The organism is Allobosea sp. 10L422, assembly GCF_056395345.1.
This window is the reverse complement of sequence record NZ_JBFTJI010000012.1, coordinates 170,532-193,490: the sequence shown is the minus strand read 5'-3', so window position 1 is coordinate 193,490 and position 22,959 is coordinate 170,532. Positions and strand designations below refer to the sequence as shown.

Below are 22,959 nucleotides of genomic sequence, written 5' to 3'. Positions count from 1 at the left end.
GCAGACGGGCTGGCAGGACGAACTGCGCAGCAGGGAGAGGCCGAGATGGCAGAGACCGATTATTCCCGCGGCCCGCAGGATCACTCAGTTATCAACCTCTCCAGGGACCACGAAGTTAGGTATTGGGCCGACAAATTTGGCGTGTCGCAGGCTGCACTTGAAGACGCGGTGCGGAAGGTCGGTTCTTCGGCTCCCGCCGTCGAGGAGGAGCTTTGGAACGCCCGCTAGACAATGTCTGGTTGAGCGTTACCGCGCCGGGAACATCCTCCGCGGATCGAGGTTGTTGGGCAAAGCGGAGGAGGCAGCCGTGGCAAAGCAACCTGAATCTCTCGCCACTTTCTCGGCGACAGCGAAGAACGCCGGAAAGAAGCCCAAGGACGTTGCGCTGACGGCGACTCCCGAAACAATGCCCATCCCAACTGACCCAACGAAAAAGGCCGATGCTGCCACGAAGGTGTTGCGCGAGGGCGTGCTTCACCGGGACCAGGGCGCCGACAAGGCTATCGATGCATTACCCGATCGGACGCGCACCACGGGGAAGTCGCAACGCTAGCGAGTAATGCCCGGCTCAGGTCCCATTGCCAATCATCCCTACGCGATCATTCTAGAAACCGGTGACGAGCCGGTGGGCTGTCTGAAGCAGGTAGCGGTCGAGCTGTACAGCTCGACCGCTACCTTCAAGGCCAACGGTGGTGCTTCAGTCCGGCCGATCTCAGCTATTTCGACTGGGAATGGGTATATCCCGCCCCGTACAGGAGCAGGTTGAAGTAGCGGCTCTGACCCCAGACATCGCGTGAGCCTGACGAACTGCCGGGAGTCTATGTGCACGCCGTTCTTGGAAAGCGCGATGGCAGCACCGTTTCCGGTCACCTCGACGAGGGCGTTGTCCCCCACGCTCGACCTCATGCTCGAGCAAACGCCTGCGCATCTGTGGAAGCGTCGCGACGCCCTGACTGATCAAATGCTGATCGGCTTGGATGGCTGACTCACGCGCTTGTTACTTCTCGACATGTGCGCCCTTCACGTACCGCCCTGTTAGCGCGGCGATCTGATGTCTACTCCCCCGCGCCGGTTGCCGGCTTGGACGGAGCCATTTCGTCGTGCTCCCCAGAGGATGCTAACTTCGTTCGGTTCGGATCAATCGACACTTTGTCGAGGGAACTCTTGTCCGGTGTTCCCTGAATTGATCTTACCTTTTGCTCCTCTTCGAGGGAGAGCTTGTTCCCTTCTCCATCTCGCATGAGTGCCTCCGTATGTGCTGCTAGCCGTGCAACGAGCGGCTCGCTCGATGGTTCCGGATCTCCTCGCTCGCTCCTCGCGCGATCAACGATGCAAGCGTAACCGGCGCTCCCGCCAGATCTTGGTTTGCGAACACGTCGCCGAGAGGGGGAACGAGGTCGAGCTGCGCGCGTTCAGCCTCCGCAGCCTACCCAGGAGTTGGAGGGAAAGATGGCGAATGATAACAACCCCGCGGTCGAAAGTCTCCGGCAGGAGCAGAAGGCCCAACGGAAGGACGAGCGGGAATTGACCTCGGACCAAAAGCTCGAACGGGCGCTTAAGGATACCTTTCCAGCGAGCGATCCCGTGGCGGAGCAGGTTCCAACTACACCCGGCAGCGCGGAGGATCAGAAATGATCAGGGCAGCTTTTTCCGGCTTGGCGGGGGCCTGGATCGCGCGAAACGTTGAACAGGGAGAGATTCCCGAGAAGTTAGCGGTCCCGCTATCTCTCTTGGCGACCCGGCTTCCGACGCCCGTCATCCTCGCTGGCGCCATTGGCTATGCATTCTATCGGGCAAATTTGGAAGTACGGGCGCGGTTGGCGAAGGATATTTCGCCGAAACGGCGCGCACGACCGACAGCCCAAAGACCAAAGGCTCCTTCTCGCCGACCGTGGCGCCAGGCCCGGAAAGCCGAAACAAGCGGTGGTGGCAATGTTTAAGCTGTTCCGTGAAATGTCGATGCTAACATTCGAAGCTCAGCAGGCGATCTGGCTCAGGAGCATGAAGATCGCTACTGGCGGCGCGGCGGGAAAGCACGAAGCCAGTTTGATGGTAAAGGAGAAGGTTTCAGCCGCTCAGGCCGCGGTTATGAATGCGGCGACCGGGATGGCGCCGGTCGACATTGTCCGCGGATATCGGCGCAAGGTGCGCGCGAACATTCGGCGTTTGTCGAGATAGATGATGTCGATGCGGCGAAAATGGTCGAGCGACGTTTGCGGTCGCTGCATCCCGAGCGGGTAGAATACCTCTGAGGAAACGCCAGCTAGGCTAGGGAACCTGGTGCCGAAGGGAAGCGTTTGCTCCGGATAACTGGAGCATCTCATGAAACGTCGACTGATTGTGCTGGCGGCCGTGCTTGTCGTTGCCGGCGTCGCCATTGCCCAGACGATCCACCCACCGACCAAGGAAGGCGCCGGAGCGAAGCCTGATTCCGCGGAATCTCAGCGCGGTCGTATCCCCGAGCCGGCAGGAGCAAATCGCCCCGAGGCGCAGGGGGGCGCCAATTCCCAGCAGAACCGGGACTATGGGAAAGAGACGCAGCCGGAAGGTCAGAAATTGCACGAAGGCCAGCCGGCGAATGCGAAGCCTTAGCGGGCAAGACCCCTTGAGCAGATCGCGCCTATTTTTCCAAGCGAGCGATGGGGATCTCAAGTGTGACCACCAATCCTGACGATCGCCAATCAAACGTCATCTCCGCGCCCAATTGAGATTTCGCCGCCCGGTCGACCAACAAGCTGCCGAAGCCCCGCCGTCCCGGCATTTCGCCAATCGGGGGACCGCCGACTTCGCGCCACGTCAAACGCACGGTTCCGGCGGCGGTAGCAGCGTCAATCTGAACTGTTCCGTGGGGGGTCGAAAGCGCTCCATATTTGACGGCATTGGTGGCAAGCTCATGAATCACGAGCGCAACCGCCGTTGTCGAGGAGCGGCCAACCGCGACATTGTCACCCTGAGTACTTATTCGCTGATCCAGCTCGGCGTTATACGGCTCGATCAGCCTGGCGATAAGGTCGCAAAGATGGTCCGCGGGGCGGTCCGCGTTGCCATCCAAGACAATGCTGTGAGCTCGATAGAGAGCTCCGATTCGTGCAACGATGTCAGCGGCAAATTTCCGGGCGCTAGGCTCCGCCCGAGCTGACATTGTGATCAGACTGCCGATCACAGTGAAAACGTTCGAGATGCGGTGCTGCAATTCGCGAGCAATCAGTTCTCGCTGCTCTTCAGCCTGACGTCGGGCAGTGATGTCGATATGGGCCCCCACCAGCTTTAGGGGCCTTCCAAGCTCATCCCGTTGGATTTCTGCCTTGGCAAGTATCCAACGTACTTCCCCATCTGAGGGGCGAATGATCCGATACTCCGCCTCGTAGTCGGTCGCGGGGCTTCGGACACTCTGTTGAAAATGGTCGACGACCCGATCCCGGTCGTCGGGATGAATACGCGCAACCCACTCTTCGTGGGTTTCGTTCGCGGCCTCCGCTGGCAAACCATGAACTGCGAGATATTCAGGGGATCGCGTGTTGCGAAACGCGCCTTCCCACAAATCAACTTCGAGGCCACCGATCTGGCCGATACGCTGAACGCGCGCGAGCTCGGCTTCTCGGGATCGTAGCTGCCTTAAGGCTTCGTTCAACGGCAAGCAGCGCCCCCAGTGCTTTCAGAGCAAGAATACTTGCTTCGGTAACTCTGGTTCCGGGCTTTCGCCATCTTTTTTGACACCTCGGGCCACGATAGCCAGCGATCGGTCAGGGAGCGGACGCTGAAGCGAAAACGCTCGCTCCCATGGCGCGGTCATCCAGGTCTCGCATTCCTCCGGCGTCGTCAGGATGACGGGCATTGCCGTGGGATGGATCGCTTTCACCTCGGCATTCGGATCGGTGGTGAGGAAGGCATAGAGATCGGCTGTGACCTCCCCCTCCTTGACCTTGCGCACACTCCGCCACTGCGGCGTCCACACCCCGGCGAAGAATGCGGTTGGCCGCTCCTCTCCGAAGGCGAACCAGATGTCGCCGCCGGCATCCTTGTTGAACTCCGAGAAGGAAGTGAATGGCACCAGGCAGCGATTCTCGACCCCCAGGAACTTCTGCCAGTGCGAGTATTTCGTATCGCGGATATTCGTGTTGCCCGCGCTCGGCTCCATTCGGATCAACTCGGTCATATCGACGGCTTTGCCCTTCGCGGCGAATTTGTCCGCCCGCTGCTTTGCCGCCTTCTCGATGACGAAGAACGGGGACGGCATGCCCCAGCGCGCCATGGCAAGCTCAGGGACGCCACCTCCCGCCGGATTGCGGATCACCGGAGCAGTGTAGTCGGGGAAGATGCCCGGCTGCGGCACCACCTGCGCCGCTACGTCGAACTTCGCGAACAGCTTGCGCATCGCCTCGACGTTGCGGGTGTGGCTGTAGAGATTACACATCGTCACCGCCAATCGCCGACGCTCGATCGGCGCCGGCTCGGCCGGCAGCATGTCCGCCTTGCCGCCCTCGATCAAGCTGAGCCCCATCATTGGCGCAGGCCAGTGGGGGCGGTGACGCCTGCCATGGCGCGATCTCGGAGAAAAAGCAGAGACGCTGCACTGCCAGACATCCGCCGAGCCCTGGAGCCCTACCTTGAGTTCATGGGGCCGGAAGGCTGCGCTGTCAGGGAGCGGGTCGCCGCAGACCAGACTGGCACAATGGGTGGGGCTAATGCGAGCGGCCTGCAATTACCCGAGGTGGCCATGCAGATCACCACGCAGGCGAAGTATGATGTCGCGGTCAGCCGCATCCAGGAGCTGAGTGGCGCGTCGGAACATCCGAGGAGCGCCTCACTGCGACGCATCAAATGACATAGACAACCGGCGAGAATGGGCAGTTACTCACTCTGCAGTTGTCTCCATGCCGACGTTTGGGAATGACCGCAGCGGGGCGTTTTAGCGCCGCCAGGCGGAGACAAATCATGCATTCCGGGAATGGTACGCTCATCCTGAGTAGCGGGCACCGGCTCCGTGTCGTCTACAATTTCGGCACCGACCACGATGACGCTCGCGCTGGCTACTTGCTCTGCAACACGTCTGGCGTCGATCCGGTCGCGCTCCATGATCGGATGCATATGTTGTGCGACGACGGCACCAAGGTCGTCATGATGGTGACCCGAACGAGCGACCGATACCTCCTGATCACGGGGCGGGTCGCACCTCCGGCAGCCGCTTAAACAAGAAGAATGCCTGAGCCAGCAGATTGGCACCTCAGCCGTCTGAGTTATGGAGGGCAAGATGCATCTCACATCTCAAAGGCCGCGAAGTCGAAATGGGCGCAATCAATCGGACGCGCAGAGCGCGTGCGATCTTCAAGCGCGTTACGAACGCACCATCGCCTTGGCCCGTGGGGCGGAAGCGCTAGGTGACACGATTAATGCTGAACGCCTCTATCAGCAGGCCGATCACTATCGCCGGTTGTTGAACCAAAAGCCGCAAACCATTGGCGCGGTGCAATAAAGCGCTGGGCGGCCTGGCGGTAGGAAAAGACGCCGAGCCACACACGCCATGGGAGGGGGAAGACGGCAGCTCGGCGCCACGCCGCATCGAAGGCGCTCGGAGAGCTTGACCCCAAATCGTAAACGCCAGCCGAACGTCGACCGCGGATACATTCAAGAGCCAAAACGCAAAAATGGCCGCGCGCCATCGAGCCGAATGGCGGTCAGCGCGTGACGCGACGCGTCTCCCGCACGACCGTTGGCGCTGAAACCGCTCCCGCTGCTCCCCCGACGGACCGCGCCAACTGGCCCGCCCACTTCGGCGCCGGGCCGGCACGGCTGCGGCTCCGCCGACACTCTGCTCAGTCGTGCTGCAGGCGGTCGCGACGATCGCGGTAGTTCGCTGCTGCGCTAGCGATCAATATGCTCCGGCATCGCCTTGAGCTGCTCCTTGGTCCAGTTTGTGACGGCATGGACGTTGCCGTCTTCGTCGCGCATGAATTCAAGGTCGCTTATCGAGATCGCGACGGGCTTCGCGCCTATGCCCAAAAAGCCTCCGACATCAACGACGACCTGCGCCGTCGGTCCGGCCCCGTGGACATGCGAAACCGAGCCGATCTTTTCATCGCCAGGGCCGTAGATCGTCGCATCATCGAGGATGTCGGCAGTCAACTCGCTATCGGTTAGACGCGGATGCCTGGAATGGTCCATTGTCATCTCCCCTCGCTCAGAAGCGGATTGAACGAGCTGACGGCCTGGTCGTTCCTAAATGCCTGCGCCGCATGGCTAAGCGACAGAACGGGGGCAATGCTGTCGAGAGGCAGCGCTTTGCGACAATCGAAGTCCGGGAGGTTCGCCCGCGAAGGTGCCGACGTACATCCAGAGCAAGCAGCCCGGCCTCCACTCAGAGACCGGGCCGACCGCTGTCGAAAGGTCTCGACTTATCTCTTCCAGCGGCCCTCATACTTGAATTCCGGAGCAGCCTTCAGAGCGTCCTTCGTAGTGTCCATGGTCGCGGACCATTTCTTGTCGTTCTCCGAATAAACCACCTTCACCGCGGCCGGGGTCACCACGACATAGCGCTCACCGATACCAAGAAATCCGCCGACTGAGACGATTATTCCCGAGAGATGGCCGCCGCTGGAAACGACGAGGTCCTTGATCTCGCCAACATTTTCCTTGGCGTTGTTCTGCACGTTCAGGCCGATCAGGTTGCTGCTCAAAACATCCGTCGGCTGCGCTTTGATGTAGACTTCGCGCGTGGCAGTCGTCGCAGTCTGAGCTTGAGCCGCAGGCACTCCAGCAAACGCTGTGGCGAGAGCGATGGCGACGAGCGAATTACGCATCGAGAAATCTCCAAGGTGTTTTTCCATTGTGCGTCAATAACGTTCGCTCCTTGCGCTTGTTCCTTTCAACTCTCCGAGAAACGAGAACAAACCGATCATATTTCTGAGGCCGAGCAGTCGGGAACGAGCGTCGGGGTCGGCCACTCGTCAGGGAGGCTTGAAGCCAAAGCCCAGCGCTTCAAATGCTGTGGGATGAATTGCGCGATAGGCCGTCGTCCGCAGAGTGAAAACCAAAAGACCGTCGCAAACGGCGACGCGCCGACACGCCCTCCGCTATCCCCAGGCAGTTAAGACTCTTGGCGCTTTGCCGTTGCGTCAGTTTCGGTTCCTTCCGTATTTCGACGAGGTGCTGCAAGCCATCTCCATGGTTTGGCAAAAGAGACCCTCTCGATGTCCATCACTCGCATCGCCGCCGGCGCCCTCATGCTCGGGCTCCTCGCGTTTCCAGCGTTCGCCAAGAACTTCGCCGTCCCGGCCAAGAACCCGTCGATCACCATCACTCTTCCCAACGATTGGTCGACCGAGGAAATCGAGTACGGCTTCCAGGCACGGCCGAAGGATGAGGGGGTCTTCCTCTCCGTGGAATCCGCGGAAGCACGTCAGATCGACAAGATGATCGGCGATACCCAAAAATGGATGCGCGACAACAAGATCAAAGCTGTCGAGCCGATCAAGGCCGACATGAAACTCAACGGCATCGACTCGACGGTTTTCCAGTTCCGCACGAGTGACGAGAACGGCCCCACGACGGTCGATCTGATCCTGATGCCAGCGGGCAATAATCGCGTGATGATGTTGACCGTCTGGGGCAACGACGAGGAGCGCGGGACCAACGGCAAGGCGTTGGACGCGATTTTCGGCAGTATCAAGTCGATCAACTAAACGGCTTGCCTGGGGCTGAGCGGCTAAGGCGGCGATGGCTGCGCCAGCCGCTCAGGCTCCAGATCATAACCGTCCTTTGTTCGCGCCGGGTGCGCCGATTTGCAACCGCCCCGCACGGCAACCCACCCCGCGACCAGGGCCGCGGGGTTTTTCGTGTCTGGAAGCGAAGACCGAACTCAGCTGCCGAGCGGGTTGAACTTGGTGACGCCGCGGAAGAGGTTGCGCAGGAAGCTCTGCTCCTCGCCACCGGTCGCGGTGGTGCGGCCGATGAAGTCGAAGATCACGCCATCCTGCAGGCCGTAGCGGGCGATGCGCTCCACCTTGAAGCCCTTGTTGAAGTAGATCACCAGCACCTGCTGGTCGATGATCTGCGGATCCTGGAACTGGAAGCGACGCCGCACCGTTTGGCTGATGTAGTAGAAGGTGCGATTGCCGACGGTCGAGGTCGTCGAGGGCGTGCCGAGGATCTGCAACACGGACTGGACGTCCATGCCCGGCTTGATCTGCGCGACCAGCCCGTCGTCCATCACGAAGCCGCGGGTGAAGGTATCGTTCAAACCGGTCGAGGTGGGCAGCACGAAGCCGCCGGCGTCGGGCCCGCAGCCGGCAAGCAAAAGGGAAGAGGTCGCGAGGGCTCCGAGCAGAGCCGCGCGGCGGGTGATGTGGGTCATGCGGGCACGATCCAAGGCAGCACGGCTCAGGAAAACCCCAAGCCGCTTGTCAAAAGGGTGAGGGTTGGCGTAACGCCCGAGGATGGCTTTGGCAAGGCAAGGACGCCCGCATGAATGGCGGGCGGAGGCAAACAGGTGATTTTCGGGTTGTTTGGCAAGCGCGCCCAGCGGCGTGCCCCTGTGGATGTGTTGTTTGGGCGCGTCGCGGAAGCGTCGCGCCAGCCTGGCCTCTATCTGGCCGGCGGCGTTCCCGACAGCTTCGAGGGCCGTTTCGAATCGCTCACCCTGCATGTCCTGCTGGTGCTGCGGCGTCTGCGCGAACTGCCGTCCCCAGCCTCCGAGCTGGCGCAGGAGCTCGTCGATGCCTGCTTCGCCTATCTCGAACTGGGCTTCCGCAATGGCGGTGTCAGCGATATCGCCGTGCCCAAGCGCATGAAAAAGATCGGCCAGATGTTCTATGGCCGCGTCCAGGCCTATGAGGCCGCCCTGGCTCAGCCTGGAGTCGACGCCCTCGCCGACGCGTTGCGCCGCAATGCCTGCACGCCGGAGGGCGCCCCGCGCCTCGCTGCTTATGTCCGTGAGGCGCAGGCAGCCCTCGCGAGCTGCGAGCTCACCGCGCTTCTCGAGCGCGATCCCCTGTTCCCGGCCTTTCCCCATGAGGAGGCTCGCCATGACGCCTGAACACGCGCCGGCTTCTCCGCTGCGCCATCCCATCCGCGTCGAGGCCATCCGCCTGCGCGGCACCGAAACCACGGTCCGCGCCGAACCTGAGCAGTTCGCCGCGATCGCTCGGCTGCTTGGCCTTGCCTCGCTCGAATCCCTGGAAGCGCGCTACCTGCTCTCGCGCAATGGCGACCGGGTGAAGCTCGAAGGCCGGATTGCAGCGCAACTGCATCGGACCTGCGTCGTCACGCTCGATCCTTTCCCGGTCGAGCTCGACGTGCCGGTAAAGCTCGACTTCGCGCCCGAGCAGGAGGCAGAGGTCGCTGGGCGCCGCGCGGAACGGGACGATGCCGAGATCGACATCGAGGTGCTGCTCAACGAAGACGACCCGCCGGAGCCGATCCTCGACGGAGTCATCGATCTGGGTAGCGTCACGCTCGAATTCCTGGCGCTGGCGCTCGATCCGTATCCGCGCAAGCCGGGTGTGGATTTCGAAGCCCCGGCCGGCGAAGCCGGCGCGGAATCGCCTTTTGCTGCCCTCGCGAAGCTGAAACGCGGTGACTGAAACTTTCATCGGCCCTTGCGCGTCTTGCGGCATCCGTCCAAGTCGCTATTGTCCGGCCGGCCGTGAGCCGTCCCGGATCGAAGGTCGGCCATTTCCGGGATACGCCAGAATTCCATGACAAGACCGGTTACAATCGCGCTCGATGCGATGGGCGGGGACCACGGTCCCTCCGTCGTCATTCCAGGCGCTGCCCTCATGCTGGAGCGCCGCCCGGACGCCCGCTTCGTGATCTTCGGCGACGAGAAGCAGGTGCTGCCGCTGCTCGAGCAGCATCCGAAGCTCAAGGCGGTGACGACGTTCCATCACACCGATGTCTCGGTGAAGATGGACGACAAGCCGAGCCAGGCGCTGCGCTACGGCCGCTACAAATCCTCGATGTGGCGGGCGATCGACGCGACCAAGACCGGCGAGGCCGATGTCACCGTCTCCGCCGGCAACACCGGCGCCCTGATGGCGATGTCGAAGTTCTGCCTGAAGTCGATGCCGCAGGTCGATCGGCCGGCGATCGCGGCGCTGTGGCCGACGCTGCGCGGGGAGAGCATCGTGCTCGATGTCGGCGCCACCATCGGCGCCGATGCACGCCATCTCGTCGATCTCGCGGTGATGGGCGCGGCGATGGCCCGTGTCGTCTTCGATCTCGACCGGCCGACCGTCGGCCTGCTCAATGTCGGCGTCGAGGAGATCAAGGGTGTCGAGGCGGTCAAGGAGGCCGGCCGCATCCTGCGCGAGAGCAACCTGCCGCACCTCACCTATCACGGCTTCGTCGAGGGCGACGATCTCGGCAAGGGCACGGTCGATGTCGTGGTCACGGAAGGCTTCACCGGCAATATCGCGCTGAAGACCGCCGAGGGCACTGCCCGGCAGATCGCCTCATACCTGCGCGCGGCGATGAACCGCTCGCTCATGGCCAAGATCGGGTATATCTTTGCGCGTGGTGCCTTTGCAGCCTTGCGCGAAAAGCTCGATCCGCGCAAATCGAACGGCGGCGTCTTTCTGGGGCTCGAAGGCATCGTCATCAAGAGCCATGGCGGGACTGACGCCATCGGCTTCGCAAGCGCCGCCGAACTCGGCTATGAGATGGCGCGAGAAGATCTGATGGCGAAGGTCCGCGAGATGGTCGCCGCAAGCACGCGCCCCGAGCTGCCCGCCGCGCAGCCGGCCGACGCCGAATAGGGAACGGTTTCCTTGTCCATTCTGCGCTCACAAGTCGTCGGTTGCGGCTCCTATCTGCCCGCCCGCGTCGTCACCAATGCCGAACTCGCAAAACAGGTCGACACGAGCGACGAATGGATCGTCCAGCGGACCGGCATCCGCCAGCGCCACATCGCCGCCGATGACGAGCCGACATCGATCGTTGGTCTCAAGGCCGCGCAGGCGGCAATCGCTGACGCCGGCATCGATCCATCCGAGATCGACCTGATCATCGTGGCGACGGCCACGCCGGACCACACCTTTCCGGCAACCGCCACCCAGATCCAGGCGGCGCTCGGCATCCATGGCGGCGCCGCCTTCGACGTGCAGGCCGTCTGCTCGGGCTTCGTCTTCGCGCTGGCGACTGCCGACAAGTTCCTGACGACGGGCGGAGCCCGGGCGGCGCTCGTGATCGGCGCCGAGACCTTCTCGCGCATTCTCGACTGGGAAGACCGCGCCACCTGCGTGCTGTTCGGCGACGGAGCCGGTGCGGTCGTACTCAAGGCGGTGCCGGGAGAAGGCACCCTTGCCGACCGTGGCATCCTGACGACCCATATCCGCTCGGATGGACGCTACAAGGACAAGCTCTATGTCGATGGCGGCGCGGGCTCGACCAAGACGGTCGGCTTCCTGCGGATGGAGGGCAAGGAGGTCTTCCGCCACGCCGTGACCAATCTCGCCGAAACCGTGCGCCACACCTTCCAGCAGACCGGCCTCACCGGCGCGGATATCGACTGGTTCGTGCCGCACCAGGCCAACCGGCGCATCATCGACGCCACGGCCGACAAGCTCGGCATCAGCCATGACCGGGTCGTCGTCACCGTCGACCGCCATGGCAACACCTCCGCGGCCTCTATCCCGCTGGCGCTGGCGGAGGCGCACGCCGATGGCCGCATCAAGCCGGGCCAGCTCGTCCTGATCGAGGCGATGGGCGGCGGCTTCACCTGGGGCTCGGCCCTGATCCGCTGGTGACGCAGCGGCAGCAAATTCGCGAAAATTGTCACTTTTCGTCGCCAATCCGGGTTGATTCAGGCCAAATCCGGCTCCGCGAGGGCGCTTAAGGATTGACCCGCGCGGCGCGGACGCCTAGCGTCCGCCATCCGTAATGGCGAAAGGCCGGCGGTTGCCGCCGATGCCTGCAATACGCCTTGGAGGATATGAATGGCGGGGCAAACGGTCACTCGCGCGGATTTGTGCGAGGCTGTCTACCAAAAGATCGGCCTGTCGCGGACGGAATCGTCGAAACTCGTCGAAGCCGTGCTCGACGAGATCTGCGATGCGGTCGCGCGCGGCGAGAACGTGAAACTCTCGTCGTTCGGTTCGTTCGTCGTGCGAGACAAAGGCGAGCGAATCGGGCGTAATCCGAAAACGGGTGTTGAAGTCCCGATCGAGCCGCGTCGGGTGATGGTCTTCAAGCCCTCGAATGTGATGAAGGCCCGCATCAACGGGCAGAGTGGCGAGGGTGAGACTGAGTGAATCTGGAGTTCCACGCCGGCGAAACCGAGGCCGAATTGGACACCAAGAGCCCAGATGCCTTCCGAACCATCAGCGAGGTCGCCGAAGACCTCGACATTCCCCAACATGTGCTCCGTTTCTGGGAAACCCGCTTCAGCCAGATCAAGCCGCTGAAGCGCGGTGGCGGACGCCGCTACTATCGGCCTGACGACGTCGCCCTGCTCAAGGGCATAAGGCGCCTGCTCTATGGCGAAGGCTATACGATCAAGGGCCTTCAGCGCATCCTGAAGGAACAGGGGCCACGCCACGTCCAGGCGATCGGCCGCGGCGCCCCCATTGGCGCCGCCAGCGGAGCACTTGCTGCGGCTGCAGCCGAGTCCCCGTCCGCCATGCAGGCCGACGAGGCGGCCGGCTGGGTGCCGCCGCGTACGCAGATCGTGCCGGAAGGGCTCGACGACATCACCGTGCTGACAGCGGTGATGGATGAGCTCGGTGAATGCCGGCGCATCCTGGAACGCGCCCTGGAGCCGGCAGCCGACGCTTCCTGAGCCCGTCAGTCAGCTTTGCGGCGTTCCGTCATCGGCACCCGGCGTTTCGGTGCGCTCGCGGCGGGCGACCGGCTTGTGTTTCCGATGCCGGGCAGTTGCGGCCTTCTTTTGCGGCACCAGGCTCGCCAACACCGGGTTTGGATAATGCTCCAAGGTAGAGCCGGTTGCGGCATCGACGCCCATGCCGACGAGGCCGCCGACGAGAACATTCCCGGCGAAGCCCACGGCACCTGCCTCTGCGATGCGCGTCGAAACCGGAACCTGAACGTCTTCATAGCCATTCTTCGTAAAATTGACGACGAATTCCGATTTGCGGCTCACCTCCCAGGTACAGGGCGTGGCCGTGCAAGCGTGCCCGAGGGACGACCGCGCCTCAGCTCCCGCCGGCTCGCTCGTGATCGTCACCTGGCTCGTCGTTCCCCGCGTAACCGTCGCGCAACCGCCCAGCGCGGCCGCTGCGGCGGCCGCTACAAGAACATTTATTTTCAGCATGTTAGCCCCCTTCAACCCCACATGACAGCTAGGTGGGGCACAAGGAGACGTGCAAGCCTTGCGTGCAAGCCAGCTGTGCACAACTTGCACACACGCCAGTTTCTCCCGGTTGACGTCATCGGCCTGCAACATAGCTCAAGTCCGAAAATCGGCTCGCTCGCTCCCATCGGGCGCGGACGGCAGCGCCACATCGCTTGGGAGTGCCGGAATGCCTTGGCTCTATCTCTTTGTCGCGGGTCTGTTCGAGGTCGGCTGGGCGATCGGCCTGAAATACACGCAAGGCTTCACCCGGCTCGTGCCGACGCTGTTCACCGCGATCAGCATGGTCGTCAGCCTCGGACTTCTCGGCCTGGCGCTGAAGTCTCTGCCGGTCGGCACCGCCTATGCGGTGTGGACGGGCATCGGCACGATCGGAACGGCAATCCTCGGCATCATCCTGCTCGGCGAGCCTGCGACCGTCCTGCGGCTCCTCTGCATCGGCCTGATCGTCGCCGGCATCGCCGGGCTCAAGCTGGTTTCGCCCTGAGGGCGCCGGCTCAGCGGCGCCAAGCCTCGGGCCAGTAGCCCCCGCGATCCAGCGCGACGATCAGGATGACGATCGCGAGCGTAACCACGATCGTCATCAGCTTCGCATTCCACGGCACGCCCCGGCCGATCAACCAGATCAGGCTCAGGCCGATGACGAGAGGGACCAGGATCTCCATGACGGGATCGTAGCCCGCGCATTGGTCGCACGGCAATCCGCCCGCCGCTTCGAAGCGCCGCCCTGCCCCTCCGATCAGGCGCCTTACTCTGCAGGCAGTTCCTTCGGCGGCGGGTTGCGCCCGATCGGGAGTGCGCCCTCGATCAGCGGCCGCAGCTTCGCGACCTCGGCGGCAAGAAAATCGAGGAACAGCCGAACCCTGGGCGTGTGCCGCAGATCCGGATGGGTCAGCAGCCACAGATCGGCCGATAGTTCGGGATCGGGCGGCGCCAGCCGGGTCAGGCCCGGGCGGGTGTCGCCGATAAAGCAGGGCAGGAAGCCCACCCCGATGCCGGCTTCGACCGCCTCCGCGAGCCCCAGCACCGTGTTGAGCTTGTAGACCACGCGTTCGGGCGCGACATGGCGGGCAAGGTAGCGGACGGCGCTCAGCATGGTGAACTGCTCGCCGAGCGAAATCCAGCTGCGCTCCCACAGGCTTTCCACGCCCGGCAGCTCGGTATCGGAAAAATCGGCGGCACGGCCATAGAGCGCCCAGGCGATGCGGGCAGGCTTGCGGCCGACCAGCGTCTCCGGCGGATTGTCGGTGGCGCGGATCGCGACATCGGCGTCGCGCTTGGACAGATTGGCCGCCTGATTGCCGATCAGCATGTCCAGCCGGATATCCGGGCATTGCCGGAGAAACTGCGCGAAGAGCGGCGTCAGCAGGTCGACCAACAGGGAATCGTTGGTGGCAACGCGCAACTCGCCAGCGGGCTTGATCTCCTGCCCGGCGAGCTTGCGGGCGAAGGCGGTGATGTCGTCGTCGACGCGCCCCGCGAGCTGGACCATCTCCTCGCCGGTCGGCGTCGCGACATAGCCGCTGCGGTGGCGCTCGAACAGCCTGACGCCAAGCGCCTCCTCGATCTGGCCGAGGCGGCGGAAGACGGTGGAGTGATTGACGCCGAGCGCCGCGGCGGCTGCCGGCAGCGCTCGCTTCTCGGCGATGGCCTTGATCAGGCGAAAATCGTCCCAGGCCAAGGGTGTCGCGGATTGATTCATCCGCGCACTCTTGGCCAAGGTTTCGATCCCAGCAAGTGCCGTCGGCTCAGGCAATGGCGGGCTTCGCCTGCCAATCGCTGCGACCGGACTTCAGCGCCAGCGCGCCGTCGCCGATGAGGGCATGGGCGAAAGCGGTGAGCGCCAGGAAAGCGGGGTATTCCCAACCGCCATTCGGAGCGTTGAAGACCCAGCCGTTCGGGGCGTGCACCGAGAGGGCGCCGAGCAGGATCGGGATGAGCGCCAGCGAGACATAGCGGCCGTAGAAGCCGAGGAGGATGGCGATGCCGCCGAGCAGCTCCGCGAGCATGATCGGCCAGGCGAGAGCGCCCGGCAGGCCGACCTGGCCGAGGAAACCGGTGAAGCCCGCAGGGGTGAAGATCACGAGCTTCAGATAGGCGTGGGCGATGAACATCAGGCCGAGCGCGACGCGCAGGCTGAGGGCGCCGTAAGGAGCAAGACGAGAGTCGATCATGGTGGTGTCTCCTGAGAACGGGACCGGTTGGTCTCGGGTCAGGATTTTGGATGAGCACGCACGCAAATCAAATTGTAAATCGATGCATCTTACATTGCAACAATGCAATGAATTACCTCTGGCGCTTTTGCGGTTCCGGGCCAATCTTTCGGCCAACAGGGCAGCCGCCCCGCATTATCCGGAGGACATTCACCATGCAGACCAACGGTCTTCACCACGTCACCGCCATTTCCGGCCCCGCCCGCCGCAATCTCGACTTCTACACCCGCGTGCTCGGCCTGCGCCTCGTCAAGAAGACGGTGAATTTCGATGATCCCGGCACCTATCACCTCTACTTCGGTGATGCCGATGCGGCGCCGGGCTCGATCCTGACCTTCTTTCCGTGGGAGCATGCCGCTCCGGGCCGGCTCGGCGTCGGCGAGACCCAGGAGACCGTCTTCCGGGTTCCCGAAGGCTCGATCGGCTTCTGGGCTCACCGCTTCGTCGAGCTGGGCGTGCCGCATGAAGCGCCCGCCAAGCGCTTCGGCGAAAGTGTGCTCAGCTTCCGCGATCCGGACGGGATGAGGCTCGCCCTCGTCGGCCTGCCCGGCGTCGAAAAGGAGCCGGCCTGGTCCGAGGGCAACATCGCGCCGGAGAACGCCATCCGCGGCTTCCACAGCGTCAGCCTGCTGCTGGCCGATGCGGCCCCGACGGGTGCAATCCTGAGCGACGTCTTCGGCTTCACCGAAGCGGCTCGCGAGGGCACGCTGATCCGCTACGAGGCCAAGGGGACCGCGATCGGCGGCGTGATCGACCTGCGCGTTGCCGGCGGATTCCTGCCGGCCCGCCAGGGCGCAGGCTCGGTGCACCACATCGCCTTCCGGGCCGGCGACGACGCCGTACAGGAGGAGATGGTGCGTCGCCTCGGCGAGAACCACGGCATCCGCACCACGGAGCAGCGCGACCGGAACTACTTCCGCTCGGTCTACTTCCGTGAGCCCGGCCATGTCCTGTTCGAAATCGCGACCGACATCCCCGGCTTCGCGGTCGACGAGCCGGCTGCCGAGCTCGGGCGGTCGCTGAAGCTGCCTGCCGGCCTCGAGGCCCATCGCAAGCAGATCGAAGCGGTTCTGCCGGAGCTTGCCTGACGACATCCTGCCGCCCGGCCGCAATCGGCGGGCGGCAGGCGATCATGCGAGGCGGATGGCCCGGCCCGCAATCCCACCGCCCTGCCCGCCCTTGTCGGGGGCAGGACGGCTCCGCTTTCCGAAGGGAGAATGACCATGAGCGATACGAAGACCGATACGGACTTCATCCATGTCTTCGAGGAGGGCAGTGATCCCACCCGCAAACCGCTGCTGTTGCTGCACGGCACCGGCGGCGACGAACGCGATCTCCTCTCGCTCGGCCGCACGGTCGCGCCGGGCGCGAGCCTGCTTTCGCCACGCGGCAAGGTGTTGGAAGGCGCGGCCCCGCGCTTCTTTCGCCGACTCGCGGAAGGTGTCTTCGACGAGGTCGATCTGCGTCGCCGCACGGACGAGCTGGCGGATTTCGTGCTGCAGGCGCGGGAGCGTTACGGCCTTCCCGCCCCGATCGCGCTTGGCTTCTCGAACGGCGCCAATATCGCGGCGGCGATGTTGCTGCAGCGTCCGGAAGCTCTGGCCGGCGCGGCGCTGCTACGCGCGATGATGCCCTTCGCGGATGCACCACGCGGCAGCCTCAACGGCAAGCCCGTGCTGATCCTCTCCGGAGCGCTCGATCCGATCGTGCCGGCGGCCAATGCCGATGGCCTGGCCTGCCAGCTCGAGGACAGCGGCGCGCAGGTCGAGCATCGCGTGCTGCCGGCCGGGCATGGCCTCGGACAGGCCGATCTCGGCTTGCTGCGCGACTGGCTGGCGCGGGTCTGAGAAGGCGGCGGGTTTTCCCGCCGCCGCTTCGGCTGGTATCGTCAGCCCGTGAGCGGAACGATGATCGCCAAGGCCACGGCAACGACGACAAGCGCGCGCAGCAACATGGCGCGGTGGCTCGAAAGTGGAATATCCGACGTACGCGATAGAGCGTGCATGACCGACTCCCATCAACGCGACAACGGCCGATGGTGACCTAGCGTTAGGTTAGTTGGCAAGCAGTATCGCCCCGTTAAGCGTGGACAACCACGCTTTCAGGCCGGTTTCATCGTCAAAAGGCCTATCTGCGGCTGCTTCAACCCCTGTCCTTGCGCACGACGGCATAGGCGTAGGTCGTGACGAAGCTCCAGCCTGTCCGAGCCGCCAGCGCATTGAAGGCATGGTCGAGCTGCTTCAGGCCGGGCATGCGATCGAAATAGCCATGCCCCCAGAAGCGCTGGATGTGGACATCGGTGAAGCCCGCCCGGTTCAGCATGGGTGTGAGCAGTGCCGGATTGCCGCGGCACCAATCATAGAGAGCCGGAAATTTCGGGTCGCCTCCGCCGTCGCGCCGCGCCGGAAAGAGCGCGTGAACAATGGCCCGTGAGGCCGTCTCCGGCAGGATATGGTTCAGAGCGAAGACCGGCGCCCACAATGTCGGGAAGAAGGCGAGCGCGACACCGCCTGGCGCTAGCAGCGCGTGGATGTTGCGCCAGGCCTGCTCGACGCCGTCGATATGCTCGAAGACCATGCGCGAGACCATCATGTCGTAGCTTCCGCGCGCGACATCCGGCTCCGAAAGATCGCCGGAGATATCGAAGCAGGCCGTCTTCAGGCCCGGGGGCGTCAAGGCGAGCTCGCCGGCGTCGATATCATTGACGATGAATTCGATGCCGGCAGCTCCCGCCTGCTCCCTCGTGAACAGCGGATCGCGCCCGCCGCCGATCTCGCAGATGCGGCGCAGGCCGAACTGGCGCGCCAAGGCGAGGATCGTCGGCTCGTAATTGTCCCATGCCCATTGCGAGTGCCAGTCCGGCGCAATGCGGTCAAAGTACTCGGCCATCGAGCCCGTTGCGGGACCGGACGCTTGCGAGGCCGGCTGCAAGCGAGCCGGTGCCGTGCTTGCCAGGGACATGCTTGCCTTCGCCTCCGTGTGCCCACGCTTCGGCATGTAAAATGGCCCTGCCCTAAGACGCCTGCAATCCTAGCCTTAATCCAAGGTTAACCGAAGGGTTGCGGTCACCTGCGGCAAGGCCTCTCCGCATGAGGTATCCCCAACGAACGGCACAAGCCGGGCTCAGCGCGGCGTGTCCGCGCGCCGTTCGGGCAATGTCATCGCCACCACTCCGAGCACGACGAGGCCGAGGCCGGTCCAGGCCGTCGAGCTCAGCCTCTCCCCCAGGAAGCCTATGCCGATGGCCACGCCGATCGGCACGCGCAGATAGGACACGGCCGTCGTCCCGACCGAGCCGAGCGAGCGGATCAGGCGGAAATAGATCGCGAAGGCGAGCGCCGTCGAGAAGACCGAGAGCGCCAGCAGCGCCAGGATCGATTCCTGCGATGGCGCCAGCGTCCAGGGCCGATCCACGACCAGCGCCGCCGGGATGAGCAGAGCCGTGCCAGCCAGCATCGAGCCCGCAGCCGGCAGCAGCGGGTCCATGCCGGCGAAATTGCGCCCGAACAGGGCCGCGCAGGCATAGGCGACGGTCGCCGCGACGATGGCAAGTTGCGGCAGGACGGCATGGCCGAGGCCGGAGAAGGCGTCGACGCCGACGATCAAGCTGACGCCGGCAATGCCGGCGACGACCCCGATTCCCTTGCGCCAATCCGGGCGCTGGCCCGGCTTCAACACCAGCGAGATCAGGAAGACGAAAACCGGCGTGGTGCCGTTGAGAATCGAAGCGAGGCCAGCATCGACGCTGCGCTCGGCCCAGGCGATCAGGGTGAATGGCACGACGCTGTTGAGCAGGGCCTGCGTCAGAAAGCGCTGCCATGACGCCGCATCCCGCGGCATCCGCAAGCCACGCCAGCGAATGACGGCAAGCAGGATCAGGCCTGCTATCAAGGTGCGCGCGGCGATCAGGGTCAACGGCGGAATCGTCTCCACGCCGATTTTGATGAAGGTGTAGGAACCGCCCCAGAGCGTGGCGAGCACGAGCAGCAGGGCAAGTTCGGTGGAGCGGTTCGGCACGGCGGCCGGGCTATCGAGCGCTTGCGTGGACATGATCTCTCCTCGGGTTGGCGAGACCATGCCAGCAACTCTGCGCGACAGCATGCGGCAACACTACGGTTTCGGCCGTAGCTTCAGAGCGTGATTCAACGGCCTATGGGATTGAATCAATCGCACCCGATAAGCCTTTGCTAGAAAAGAAGAACCCGCGGCTTTCGCCGCGGGTTCGGTCGTCACGACGACGCCTTCGGTCAGGAATGCGCCAGGATCGCCAGCAGCAGCAGGGCGATGATGTTCGTGATCTTGATCGCCGGGTTCACGGCGGGGCCCGCCGTGTCCTTGTAGGGGTCGCCGACGGTGTCGCCTGTGACCGAGGCCTTATGCGCCTCCGAGCCCTTCATATGGCGCACGCCGTCCTTGTCGACGAAGCCGTCCTCGAAGCTCTTCTTGGCGTTGTCCCAGGCGCCGCCGCCCGAGGTCATCGAGATCGCGACGAAGATGCCGGTGACAATGACGCCCAGCAGCATGGCACCGACGGCAGCGAAGGCCTGGTTCTTGCCGGCGATGGCGTTGATGACGAAGAAGGTCACGACCGGCGCCAGGACCGGCAGCAGCGAGGGGATGATCATCTCCCTGATCGCGGCCCGGGTCAGCATGTCGACGGCGCGGCCGTAATCCGGCCGGTCCTTGCCCTCCATGATGCCGGGCTTCTCGCGGAACTGCCTGCGCACCTCCTCCACCACCGAACCGGCGGCACGTCCGACGGCAGTCATGCCCATGCCGCCGAAGAGGAAGGGGATGAGTCCGCCGAGGAGCAGCCCGACGACGACGAAGGGGTTCGACAGCGAGAAATCGACTGTGACGCCCTTGAAGTACTGGAAGSTGGTCGAGCCYGCCTTGTTGGCCTCGGCSAYGAAGAARTTCAGGTCCGAGGTATAGGCGGCGAACAGCACGAGGGCGCCGAGGCCGGCGGAGCCGATCGCGTAGCCCTTGGTGACGGCCTTGGTGGTGTTGCCGACCGCATCGAGCGCGTCGGTGGAGTGGCGGACTTCCTTGGGCAGGCCCGCCATCTCGGCAATGCCGCCGGCATTGTCGGTGACCGGGCCGAAGGCATCGAGCGCCACGACCACGCCGGCCAGCGCGAGCATGGCGGTCGTGGCGATGGCGATGCCGAACAGGCCGGCCAGGCTGTAGGCGACGATGATGCCGGCGACGATGACGATGACCGGCGCAGCGGTCGATTCCAGCGAGACCGCGAGACCCTGGATGACGTTGGTGCCATGGCCGGTGACCGATGCCTGGGCGATCGAGACGACCGGGCGCTTGCCGGTGCCGGTATAGTATTCGGTGATGATGACGATGCAGAGCGTCACGGCGAGGCCGACCAGCGCGCAGCCGAAGAGATTGCCTGAAGTGAAGCTGACGCCCTGCACGGTGGTGAAGGAGGCCGAGAAGCCGCCGAACATCAGATAGTTGACCACCGCGATCGCACCGACGGAGAGCACGCCCGCGGCGATGAAGCCCTTGTAGAGCGCGCCCATGATCGACTGGTTGGCACCGAGCTTCACGAAGAAGGTGCCGATGATCGAGGTGACGATGCAGGCCGCACCGATCGCCATCGGATAGAGCATCATTGTGCCCAACACTGGCTGGCCGGCGAAGAAGATCGCGGCGAGCACCATGGTCGCGACCAGCGTCACCGCATAGGTCTCGAACAGGTCGGCGGCCATGCCGGCGCAGTCGCCGACATTGTCGCCGACATTGTCCGCGATGGTCGCAGGGTTGCGCGGGTCATCTTCGGGGATACCGGCCTCGACCTTGCCGACGAGGTCGGCGCCGACGTCAGCGCCCTTGGTGAAGATGCCGCCGCCGAGACGGGCGAAGATCGAGATCAACGAGGCGCCGAAGCCGAGCGCCACCAGCGAATCGATCACCGTGCGGCTGGAGGGCTCGAAACCGAGATAGGATGTCAGGACGCCGTAATAGACGGCAACGCCGAGCAGCGCGAGGCCAGCCACCAGCATGCCGGTGACCGCGCCGGCCTTGAAGGCGACGTCGAGGCCCTCGCCCAGCGACTTCATCGCGGCCTGGGCCGTGCGGACGTTGGCGCGCACCGAAACGTTCATGCCGATGAAGCCGGCCGTGCCCGAAAGCACCGAACCGATCAGGAAACCGATCGCCACCCATTTGCCGAGCAGCCACGCGAGAACGAGAAAAAGCACGATTCCGACCATGGAAATCGTGAGATATTGGCGCTTGAGATAGGCTTGCGCGCCCTCGGCCACCGCGCCGGAAATCTCCTGCATGCGCTGGTTGCCGGCATCGCGCTTCATCACGTCGCCATAGGCCCAGATGCCGTAGGCTATCGACAGCGCACTCAATATGATGATGAGAAGCAGAGCTGACATTCGTTTTCCTGACCTTGAGCTTCCGAGCCGTCGGGAGCGCTGCCGCTCCTCTTTTGCAGCGTTGGACGTCAGGCAACGAAAAACGGGCCCTGAAGACTACAAGGCCCGCTCCGCGTCGCCAGTGTCAGGCGAATTTGTGGCAAGTTTCGGCGAAGAGCGCAAACGGCCACGCTTACAAATTTCGTCGAATGTCAGGCGAGCCTTGTCGCGCCTCAGAGTGCGACGTCGCGGTTGACGTTCTTGTAGAGCAGATAGCAGGCGTCGTCTTGGCCGGTCGGATAGAATTGCTGGGGGCAATAGCCGCCCATCCAGATGAAATCCTGCGCCCAGATCTCGTGCCATTCTTCGCCGAGCAAGTAGAGCCCCTGCCCTTCCAGCATGTAGAGGCCGTGCTCCATCACATGCGTCTCGACTGCCGGGAAGCAGACTCCAGGCTTGAACCACATCAGGTTCATCTCGAAGTCGAATCGCATGTCGCCATAGGGCAGCAGGAACTGGAAGCCGCGCCCTTCCTTGCCGGTGTGATTCGTCATCGGCACGGCGTCCTGATGCGACAGGATCGGCTCGGGCACGGCGAGGCCGGGGGCCGGCTCGTAGCGCTTGCGGAGCGCAAGAACGCGCGCCGGTCCCCCGCTCTCGTTGCGCAGCGTGAATAGCGTCGCCGGCGGGAGATAGGCGAAGCCGCCCGGTGCCAGCCCCCCTGCCGCCGCGCCGTCGATGGACAAGGCGACCTCGCCGGACAGGACGTAGAAGAAGTGCTGGACGCCATCCTCGCCGAAAGAAGCCGGCGTGCCGCCGCCCGGCGCGATTTCGAGAACATATTGGGCGAAGGCTGCGCCAAGGACCGGGGCGGCGAGCACGCGGACGATGGTGTCCTTATATTGCGGCAGGCGGCTGATCAGCACGCCTTCCGGCGGCATGAACGCATAGTTGGGGCGTACGACGCCGCGATTATGGCCAATCGCTCCCGGCGGCACGCGGCCGGTCGCGGGGGGAAACGCGCGGTTGCTCATCGGAAACTCCCGGAAGAAAGCGCCTC

At 63.9% G+C, this 22,959-nt stretch carries 31 protein-coding genes; 18 read left to right on the top strand and 13 right to left on the bottom strand.

Features of this window, described 5'->3' with window-relative positions; genetic code table 11:
- The 6 genes from AC1DEZ_RS21725 to AC1DEZ_RS21700 all read left to right on the top strand — a co-directional run.
- The coding region (locus AC1DEZ_RS21725; protein ID WP_476780621.1) for a DUF3606 domain-containing protein at positions 1-228 on the top strand (228 nt) is incomplete at its 5' end.
- Positions 229-307: 79 nt separating this feature from the next.
- Positions 308-553 carry a hypothetical protein gene (locus AC1DEZ_RS21720; protein ID WP_441512551.1) on the top strand — a complete coding sequence of 82 codons (246 nt, stop codon included), beginning with the start codon at positions 308-310 and terminating at the stop codon, positions 551-553.
- 294 nt (positions 554-847) lie between these two features.
- Entirely contained in the window at positions 848-985 is a 138-nt protein-coding gene (locus AC1DEZ_RS21715) for a hypothetical protein (RefSeq protein ID WP_441512550.1), read from the top strand.
- A 464-nt stretch (positions 986-1,449) separates the two neighbouring features.
- On the top strand, positions 1,450-1,635 hold the full coding sequence (locus tag AC1DEZ_RS21710) for a hypothetical protein (protein WP_476780620.1): 186 nt from the start codon (positions 1,450-1,452) through the stop codon (positions 1,633-1,635).
- A 297-nt stretch (positions 1,636-1,932) separates the two neighbouring features.
- Complete coding sequence (locus AC1DEZ_RS21705; protein WP_441512549.1) at positions 1,933-2,178, top strand: hypothetical protein; 246 nt, start codon at positions 1,933-1,935, stop codon at positions 2,176-2,178.
- A 144-nt stretch (positions 2,179-2,322) separates the two neighbouring features.
- Complete coding sequence (locus tag AC1DEZ_RS21700; RefSeq protein ID WP_441512548.1) at positions 2,323-2,592, top strand: hypothetical protein; 270 nt, start codon at positions 2,323-2,325, stop codon at positions 2,590-2,592.
- A 28-nt stretch (positions 2,593-2,620) separates the two neighbouring features.
- Here AC1DEZ_RS21700 and AC1DEZ_RS21695 read toward each other — a convergent pair whose 3' ends face one another.
- Together AC1DEZ_RS21695 and AC1DEZ_RS21690 are read right to left on the bottom strand one after the other, a co-directional pair.
- Positions 2,621-3,637: a sensor histidine kinase gene (locus tag AC1DEZ_RS21695; RefSeq protein WP_441512547.1), complete on the bottom strand. Its 1,017-nt coding sequence runs from the start codon at positions 3,635-3,637 to the stop codon at positions 2,621-2,623.
- Positions 3,638-3,655: 18 nt separating this feature from the next.
- Positions 3,656-4,414 (bottom strand): SOS response-associated peptidase family protein, encoded by a 759-nt coding sequence (locus AC1DEZ_RS21690; protein ID WP_441512565.1) that lies wholly within the window; start codon positions 4,412-4,414, stop codon positions 3,656-3,658.
- 521 nt (positions 4,415-4,935) lie between these two features.
- Between AC1DEZ_RS21690 and AC1DEZ_RS21685 the strand changes: the two genes are divergently transcribed.
- Both AC1DEZ_RS21685 and AC1DEZ_RS21680 read left to right on the top strand, forming a co-directional pair.
- Positions 4,936-5,190 (top strand): hypothetical protein, encoded by a 255-nt coding sequence (locus tag AC1DEZ_RS21685; protein ID WP_441512546.1) that lies wholly within the window; start codon positions 4,936-4,938, stop codon positions 5,188-5,190.
- 61 nt (positions 5,191-5,251) lie between these two features.
- On the top strand, positions 5,252-5,473 hold the full coding sequence (locus tag AC1DEZ_RS21680) for a DUF4167 domain-containing protein (RefSeq protein WP_441512545.1): 222 nt from the start codon (positions 5,252-5,254) through the stop codon (positions 5,471-5,473).
- 389 nt (positions 5,474-5,862) lie between these two features.
- On the opposite strand, the gene AC1DEZ_RS21675 is transcribed toward AC1DEZ_RS21680, so the two are convergent.
- Both AC1DEZ_RS21675 and AC1DEZ_RS21670 read right to left on the bottom strand, forming a co-directional pair.
- Positions 5,863-6,162, bottom strand: a complete 300-nt coding sequence (locus AC1DEZ_RS21675; RefSeq protein WP_441512544.1) for a PRC-barrel domain containing protein — start codon at positions 6,160-6,162, stop codon at positions 5,863-5,865.
- Between the two features lie 230 nt (positions 6,163-6,392).
- The gene (locus tag AC1DEZ_RS21670; RefSeq protein WP_441512543.1) at positions 6,393-6,797 is read right to left on the bottom strand and encodes a PRC-barrel domain-containing protein; all 405 of its coding nucleotides are present in this window, start codon (positions 6,795-6,797) and stop codon (positions 6,393-6,395) included.
- A 390-nt stretch (positions 6,798-7,187) separates the two neighbouring features.
- On the opposite strand from AC1DEZ_RS21670, the gene AC1DEZ_RS21665 reads away from it, so the two are divergent.
- A complete protein-coding gene (locus AC1DEZ_RS21665) occupies positions 7,188-7,679 on the top strand; it encodes a hypothetical protein (protein WP_441512542.1) in 492 nt (163 codons plus the stop codon).
- A 176-nt stretch (positions 7,680-7,855) separates the two neighbouring features.
- Here AC1DEZ_RS21665 and AC1DEZ_RS21660 read toward each other — a convergent pair whose 3' ends face one another.
- Positions 7,856-8,350: an outer membrane protein assembly factor BamE gene (locus AC1DEZ_RS21660; protein ID WP_441512541.1), complete on the bottom strand. Its 495-nt coding sequence runs from the start codon at positions 8,348-8,350 to the stop codon at positions 7,856-7,858.
- 180 nt (positions 8,351-8,530) lie between these two features.
- Here AC1DEZ_RS21660 and AC1DEZ_RS21655 point away from each other — a divergent pair, with 180 nt between their 5' ends.
- The 6 genes from AC1DEZ_RS21655 (at position 8,531) to AC1DEZ_RS21630 (ending at position 12,772) form a co-directional block, all read left to right on the top strand.
- The gene (locus tag AC1DEZ_RS21655) at positions 8,531-9,031 is read left to right on the top strand and encodes a ubiquinol-cytochrome C chaperone family protein (RefSeq protein ID WP_476780619.1); all 501 of its coding nucleotides are present in this window, start codon (positions 8,531-8,533) and stop codon (positions 9,029-9,031) included.
- Positions 9,021-9,578 (top strand): YceD family protein, encoded by a 558-nt coding sequence (locus AC1DEZ_RS21650; protein ID WP_441512539.1) that lies wholly within the window; start codon positions 9,021-9,023, stop codon positions 9,576-9,578. The genes AC1DEZ_RS21655 and AC1DEZ_RS21650 overlap by 11 nt, the downstream gene beginning before the upstream one ends.
- Positions 9,579-9,692: 114 nt before the next feature.
- A complete protein-coding gene (plsX, locus tag AC1DEZ_RS21645; protein WP_441512538.1) occupies positions 9,693-10,751 on the top strand; it encodes a phosphate acyltransferase PlsX in 1,059 nt (352 codons plus the stop codon).
- Positions 10,752-10,763: 12 nt separating this feature from the next.
- Positions 10,764-11,741, top strand: coding sequence for a beta-ketoacyl-ACP synthase III (locus AC1DEZ_RS21640; protein ID WP_441512537.1), 978 nt, complete (start codon positions 10,764-10,766; stop codon positions 11,739-11,741).
- A gap of 189 nt (positions 11,742-11,930) precedes the next feature.
- Complete coding sequence (locus tag AC1DEZ_RS21635) at positions 11,931-12,245, top strand: integration host factor subunit alpha (RefSeq protein ID WP_055726295.1); 315 nt, start codon at positions 11,931-11,933, stop codon at positions 12,243-12,245.
- Positions 12,242-12,772 carry a MerR family transcriptional regulator gene (locus AC1DEZ_RS21630; RefSeq protein ID WP_441512536.1) on the top strand — a complete coding sequence of 177 codons (531 nt, stop codon included), beginning with the start codon at positions 12,242-12,244 and terminating at the stop codon, positions 12,770-12,772. The genes AC1DEZ_RS21635 and AC1DEZ_RS21630 overlap by 4 nt, the downstream gene beginning before the upstream one ends.
- Before the next feature lie 9 nt (positions 12,773-12,781).
- Here AC1DEZ_RS21630 and AC1DEZ_RS21625 read toward each other — a convergent pair whose 3' ends face one another.
- A complete protein-coding gene (locus AC1DEZ_RS21625) occupies positions 12,782-13,396 on the bottom strand; it encodes a translation initiation factor 2 (RefSeq protein ID WP_476780618.1) in 615 nt (204 codons plus the stop codon).
- A 76-nt stretch (positions 13,397-13,472) separates the two neighbouring features.
- Between AC1DEZ_RS21625 and sugE the strand changes: the two genes are divergently transcribed.
- On the top strand, positions 13,473-13,790 hold the full coding sequence (gene sugE / locus AC1DEZ_RS21620; protein WP_441512534.1) for a quaternary ammonium compound efflux SMR transporter SugE: 318 nt from the start codon (positions 13,473-13,475) through the stop codon (positions 13,788-13,790).
- A 10-nt stretch (positions 13,791-13,800) separates the two neighbouring features.
- Here the strand turns inward: sugE and AC1DEZ_RS21615 are convergent, their stop codons facing one another.
- The 3 genes from AC1DEZ_RS21615 to AC1DEZ_RS21605 all read right to left on the bottom strand — a co-directional run bounded on the left by AC1DEZ_RS21615 (position 13,801) and on the right by AC1DEZ_RS21605 (position 15,477).
- A complete protein-coding gene (locus AC1DEZ_RS21615) occupies positions 13,801-13,968 on the bottom strand; it encodes a hypothetical protein (RefSeq protein ID WP_441512533.1) in 168 nt (55 codons plus the stop codon).
- A gap of 83 nt (positions 13,969-14,051) precedes the next feature.
- Positions 14,052-15,005, bottom strand: a complete 954-nt coding sequence (locus AC1DEZ_RS21610; RefSeq protein WP_441512532.1) for a LysR family transcriptional regulator — start codon at positions 15,003-15,005, stop codon at positions 14,052-14,054.
- 46 nt (positions 15,006-15,051) lie between these two features.
- Positions 15,052-15,477 (bottom strand): DoxX family protein, encoded by a 426-nt coding sequence (locus AC1DEZ_RS21605; protein ID WP_441512531.1) that lies wholly within the window; start codon positions 15,475-15,477, stop codon positions 15,052-15,054.
- Positions 15,478-15,671: 194 nt separating this feature from the next.
- Here AC1DEZ_RS21605 and AC1DEZ_RS21600 point away from each other — a divergent pair, with 194 nt between their 5' ends.
- The gene (locus AC1DEZ_RS21600) at positions 15,672-16,604 is read left to right on the top strand and encodes a ring-cleaving dioxygenase (RefSeq protein ID WP_441512530.1); all 933 of its coding nucleotides are present in this window, start codon (positions 15,672-15,674) and stop codon (positions 16,602-16,604) included.
- 135 nt (positions 16,605-16,739) lie between these two features.
- Complete coding sequence (locus AC1DEZ_RS21595) at positions 16,740-17,363, top strand: alpha/beta hydrolase (protein WP_441512529.1); 624 nt, start codon at positions 16,740-16,742, stop codon at positions 17,361-17,363.
- Between the two features lie 295 nt (positions 17,364-17,658).
- Here the strand turns inward: AC1DEZ_RS21595 and AC1DEZ_RS21590 are convergent, their stop codons facing one another.
- From AC1DEZ_RS21590 to allE, 4 genes are all read right to left on the bottom strand, one after another.
- Positions 17,659-18,405, bottom strand: coding sequence for a class I SAM-dependent methyltransferase (locus AC1DEZ_RS21590; protein ID WP_441512528.1), 747 nt, complete (start codon positions 18,403-18,405; stop codon positions 17,659-17,661).
- 234 nt (positions 18,406-18,639) lie between these two features.
- Positions 18,640-19,566: a DMT family transporter gene (locus AC1DEZ_RS21585; RefSeq protein ID WP_441512527.1), complete on the bottom strand. Its 927-nt coding sequence runs from the start codon at positions 19,564-19,566 to the stop codon at positions 18,640-18,642.
- A 197-nt stretch (positions 19,567-19,763) separates the two neighbouring features.
- Positions 19,764-21,920 carry a sodium-translocating pyrophosphatase gene (locus tag AC1DEZ_RS21580; RefSeq protein ID WP_476780617.1) on the bottom strand — a complete coding sequence of 719 codons (2,157 nt, stop codon included), beginning with the start codon at positions 21,918-21,920 and terminating at the stop codon, positions 19,764-19,766.
- A 212-nt stretch (positions 21,921-22,132) separates the two neighbouring features.
- Positions 22,133-22,933 carry a (S)-ureidoglycine aminohydrolase gene (allE, locus tag AC1DEZ_RS21575; RefSeq protein WP_441512525.1) on the bottom strand — a complete coding sequence of 267 codons (801 nt, stop codon included), beginning with the start codon at positions 22,931-22,933 and terminating at the stop codon, positions 22,133-22,135.
- Positions 22,934-22,959: the final 26 nt, after the last annotated feature.

Excerpts from the sequence above, each read along its gene's own strand:
- AC1DEZ_RS21710 (WP_476780620.1), top strand. The coding sequence starts at position 1,450 with ATGGCGAATGATAACAACCCCGCGGTCGAAAGTCTCCGGCAGGAGCAG.
- plsX (WP_441512538.1), top strand. The coding sequence starts at position 9,693 with ATGACAAGACCGGTTACAATCGCGCTCGATGCGATGGGCGGGGACCAC.
- AC1DEZ_RS21595 (WP_441512529.1), top strand. The coding sequence starts at position 16,740 with ATGAGCGATACGAAGACCGATACGGACTTCATCCATGTCTTCGAGGAG.
- AC1DEZ_RS21605 (WP_441512531.1), bottom strand. The coding sequence starts at position 15,477 with ATGATCGACTCTCGTCTTGCTCCTTACGGCGCCCTCAGCCTGCGCGTC.
- AC1DEZ_RS21650 (WP_441512539.1), top strand. The coding sequence starts at position 9,021 with ATGACGCCTGAACACGCGCCGGCTTCTCCGCTGCGCCATCCCATCCGC.
- AC1DEZ_RS21670 (WP_441512543.1), bottom strand. The coding sequence starts at position 6,797 with ATGCGTAATTCGCTCGTCGCCATCGCTCTCGCCACAGCGTTTGCTGGA.
- AC1DEZ_RS21615 (WP_441512533.1), bottom strand. The coding sequence starts at position 13,968 with ATGGAGATCCTGGTCCCTCTCGTCATCGGCCTGAGCCTGATCTGGTTG.
- AC1DEZ_RS21675 (WP_441512544.1), bottom strand. The coding sequence starts at position 6,162 with ATGGACCATTCCAGGCATCCGCGTCTAACCGATAGCGAGTTGACTGCC.
- AC1DEZ_RS21690 (WP_441512565.1), bottom strand. The coding sequence starts at position 4,414 with ATGTGTAATCTCTACAGCCACACCCGCAACGTCGAGGCGATGCGCAAG.
- allE (WP_441512525.1), bottom strand. The coding sequence starts at position 22,933 with ATGAGCAACCGCGCGTTTCCCCCCGCGACCGGCCGCGTGCCGCCGGGA.
- AC1DEZ_RS21715 (WP_441512550.1), top strand. The coding sequence starts at position 848 with ATGGCAGCACCGTTTCCGGTCACCTCGACGAGGGCGTTGTCCCCCACG.
- AC1DEZ_RS21635 (WP_055726295.1), top strand. The coding sequence starts at position 11,931 with ATGGCGGGGCAAACGGTCACTCGCGCGGATTTGTGCGAGGCTGTCTAC.
- AC1DEZ_RS21705 (WP_441512549.1), top strand. The coding sequence starts at position 1,933 with ATGTTTAAGCTGTTCCGTGAAATGTCGATGCTAACATTCGAAGCTCAG.
- AC1DEZ_RS21700 (WP_441512548.1), top strand. The coding sequence starts at position 2,323 with ATGAAACGTCGACTGATTGTGCTGGCGGCCGTGCTTGTCGTTGCCGGC.
- AC1DEZ_RS21660 (WP_441512541.1), bottom strand. The coding sequence starts at position 8,350 with ATGACCCACATCACCCGCCGCGCGGCTCTGCTCGGAGCCCTCGCGACC.
- AC1DEZ_RS21685 (WP_441512546.1), top strand. The coding sequence starts at position 4,936 with ATGCATTCCGGGAATGGTACGCTCATCCTGAGTAGCGGGCACCGGCTC.
- sugE (WP_441512534.1), top strand. The coding sequence starts at position 13,473 with ATGCCTTGGCTCTATCTCTTTGTCGCGGGTCTGTTCGAGGTCGGCTGG.
- AC1DEZ_RS21625 (WP_476780618.1), bottom strand. The coding sequence starts at position 13,396 with ATGTTGCAGGCCGATGACGTCAACCGGGAGAAACTGGCGTGTGTGCAA.
- AC1DEZ_RS21585 (WP_441512527.1), bottom strand. The coding sequence starts at position 19,566 with ATGTCCACGCAAGCGCTCGATAGCCCGGCCGCCGTGCCGAACCGCTCC.
- AC1DEZ_RS21665 (WP_441512542.1), top strand. The coding sequence starts at position 7,188 with ATGTCCATCACTCGCATCGCCGCCGGCGCCCTCATGCTCGGGCTCCTC.
- AC1DEZ_RS21600 (WP_441512530.1), top strand. The coding sequence starts at position 15,672 with ATGCAGACCAACGGTCTTCACCACGTCACCGCCATTTCCGGCCCCGCC.
- AC1DEZ_RS21680 (WP_441512545.1), top strand. The coding sequence starts at position 5,252 with ATGCATCTCACATCTCAAAGGCCGCGAAGTCGAAATGGGCGCAATCAA.
- AC1DEZ_RS21590 (WP_441512528.1), bottom strand. The coding sequence starts at position 18,405 with ATGGCCGAGTACTTTGACCGCATTGCGCCGGACTGGCACTCGCAATGG.
- AC1DEZ_RS21610 (WP_441512532.1), bottom strand. The coding sequence starts at position 15,005 with ATGAATCAATCCGCGACACCCTTGGCCTGGGACGATTTTCGCCTGATC.